Origin of the sequence: Vibrio sp. V43_P6S15P86, from assembly GCF_009904725.1 — a bacterium.
Classification (GTDB): Bacteria; Pseudomonadota; Gammaproteobacteria; order Enterobacterales; family Vibrionaceae; genus Vibrio; species Vibrio diabolicus.
The window spans coordinates 1-2,013 of the sequence record NZ_WXWT01000429.1; the positions used below are offsets into that span (position 1 = coordinate 1).

At 44.2% G+C, this 2,013-nt stretch carries 2 protein-coding genes; both read left to right on the top strand.

Annotated elements, in window-relative coordinates:
• The coding region (locus CAG69_RS19380) for an AI-2E family transporter (RefSeq protein ID WP_161445737.1) at positions 1-795 on the top strand (795 nt) is incomplete at its 5' end.
• A gap of 75 nt (positions 796-870) precedes the next feature.
• Positions 871-1,896 carry a 16S rRNA (guanine(1207)-N(2))-methyltransferase RsmC gene (rsmC, locus tag CAG69_RS19385; protein ID WP_005394693.1) on the top strand — a complete coding sequence of 342 codons (1,026 nt, stop codon included), beginning with the start codon at positions 871-873 and terminating at the stop codon, positions 1,894-1,896.
• The last annotated feature ends 117 nt before the right edge of the window (positions 1,897-2,013 follow it).

A 2,013-nucleotide genomic window follows, 5' to 3' on the forward strand; every position in this document is an offset into this window, starting at 1 on the left:
ACGTACAACTGGGTCACTAATGGCGGCATCCAAGATATATTTCAACATCCTTTTGTTATCAAAGGTTTAGCTATAGTTAATGAGTACTTACCTTTCGATAAAATCGAGCCAAAAGCCATTGCTGAGAAAATTGGTCAATTTGCCACATCGTTTGGCTCTAACCTAGTTGCTATCAGCGCCAAAATTTTAGGAGACGCCACCAACTTTCTGATGAATTTTTTCCTGATGCTGTTTGTGCTGTTTTTTCTGCTTCGTGACCACGACAAAATTATCTCTGCGATTCGTCATATTCTGCCACTCTCACGTAGCCAAGAAGATCGCATACTGACAGAGATAGAGCAGGTTTCTAAATCAGCCGTGATGGGCTCATTCATGACAGCGATTGCACAGGGTCTGGCTGGCGGTATCGGTATGTGGCTCGCTGGTTTCCCGGGGTTATTCTGGGGAACGATGATGGGCTTTGCATCATTCATCCCTGTGGTCGGAACCGCACTAATCTGGATTCCTGCAGCGGCGTACTTGTTCTTAACAGGCGATATGACTTGGGCTATCTTCTTGACGGTGTGGAGCGTGGTCGTCGTTGGTTCTATTGATAACCTGTTGCGTCCGCTGCTAATGCAAGGCAGCGCAGGCATGAACACCCTAATGATTTTCTTCTCGTTACTGGGTGGTCTGCATCTGTTTGGATTGATCGGCCTGATTTACGGTCCACTGATTTTTGCCGTGACAATGGTACTGTTTAATATCTACGAAGAAGAATTCAAAGACTTCCTCAACCAGCAAGACAACAGCTAGTCACAGCTTAATCACTTCAAGCTTGGGGCAGATTGTGCGAAAATCTGCCCCAATTATTTCTAATGAACCCAATTTATGTCTGCTTATATCGCTCCTAGCCAAATCGCTCAGCGTCAGCTCGAGTACTTCAACGGAAAACATGTTTTAGTTGCAGGTGAAGTCGAAGATCTCTTTCCACTTGAACTGACCAAACACTGTGAATCTGTGGAAGTCTTCACTTCAAACTACAGCTTCTACCGTCAAATTCGCACTCATAACAAGGTTAAAAGCCATTTTGGTTCTGAGTTTAATACTGAGACACAAGCAGACATGGTGCTTTTGTACTGGCCTAAAGCCAAAGCCGAAGCCGAATACCTTCTGGCGATGTTGATGGCGAAACTAGGCGTGAACACTGAAATTGTAGTGGTTGGCGAAAACCGCTCAGGTGTTAAAAGCATCGAGAAGATGTTCAAAGAGTATGGCCCGGTCAATAAATACGATTCCGCTCGTCGCTGTTCATTTTACTGGGGCACTTGCCTCAATGAACCAAAGCCGTTCAATCAAGCAGACTGGTTTAAAACCTATACGGTCACACTTGGTGAGCAATCACTGACTGTTAAGAGTTTGCCTGGAGTATTCAGTCATGGCGAATTCGATTTAGGTAGCCGCCTATTACTCGAAACCTTACCTACTCTATCAGGTAAAGTCCTCGACTTTGGATGTGGTGCTGGGGTGTTAGGTGCTTTCATGGCAAAAGCCAATCCAGAAATTGCGATTGAGATGTGTGACATTAACGCGTATGCCATCACATCGAGTCAAGCCACACTAAAAGCCAATGGATTAACCGGCCATGTATTCGCCTCTGATATTTACTCAGACACAGCCGACGATTATCGTTTTATCATCAGTAACCCACCTTTCCACAGTGGTTTGGATACGAACTACAACGCAGCAGAAACACTATTGGGTCAGGCTCCAAAGTATCTCGATAACCATGGTGAAATGATCATTGTCGCGAATAGCTTCTTAAAATATCCACCAATTATTGAGCGAGCGTTTAATAATTGCGAGACGCTAAATAAGACCAATAAGTTTTCTATCTACTACGCGAAAAAGTCATAATCTTCCCTCGCGCAGGTACAAACCTGCGCGATTTTTTCTCAAAAACTCAACACTCATAAGAAAAACTGCGTCACCCTGCACGCTTTACAACTAACTTTCTTGTCAAAGAAAAAAAAC

What these genes read in the sequence shown, in the direction of transcription:
- rsmC (WP_005394693.1), top strand. Translation starts at nt 871, where the DNA reads ATGTCTGCTTATATCGCTCCTAGCCAAATCGCTCAGCGTCAGCTCGAG.